The organism is Nocardioides antri (assembly GCF_008373765.1).
GTDB lineage: Bacteria > Actinomycetota > Actinomycetes > Propionibacteriales > Nocardioidaceae > Nocardioides > Nocardioides antri.
The window spans coordinates 1-461 of record NZ_VUJW01000164.1 but is presented as its reverse complement, the minus strand read 5'-3'; the positions used below and the strand labels follow the sequence as shown (position 1 = coordinate 461).

The following is a 461-nucleotide window of genomic DNA, read 5'->3' as shown; positions in this document are numbered from 1 at the left end:
AAACCCGAACGATAACACGAGCATTAACCATGGTATACGAGAGTGACTTCTACACGACGCGTCGGCCCTACAGGTCCACCTACAGCGTGACGACGCCGCGGCACTACGTGGTGGTGGACCGCGACCCGATCGCGCCACGTCGTGCCGAGGAGCAGTACTCGTACCCGTACCCGAGCACGAGCCAGCGCCCGGCGGGCAGCGGCCTGCCTCAGCGCAGCTCGTACAGCAACACGGTGGAGCGCCGCACCGGCAGCGGCCCCGGGGGCTACTCCTACACCAGCGAACGCTCCAGCAACCTCGGCGGTCCCGGAGGCTACTCCTACTCGTCCACCAGCAGCGGCCGCCTGCCCTACGGCACCACTTACCGTCACTACTCTTATCGCGTTTAGCGTCCCGGCTCCCGACCAGCCCCTAGCCTGTCCTAACTCCTAACCCCGTCCCGGCACCCTCTCTTGTAACAA

Annotated in this window: 1 protein-coding gene; it reads left to right on the top strand. The window is 65.3% G+C overall.

The features are described 5' to 3' along the window. Positions 1-29 precede the first annotated feature (29 nt). On the top strand, positions 30-389 hold the full coding sequence (locus F0U47_RS22905) for a hypothetical protein (protein ID WP_149752369.1): 360 nt from the start codon (positions 30-32) through the stop codon (positions 387-389). The last annotated feature ends 72 nt before the right edge of the window (positions 390-461 follow it).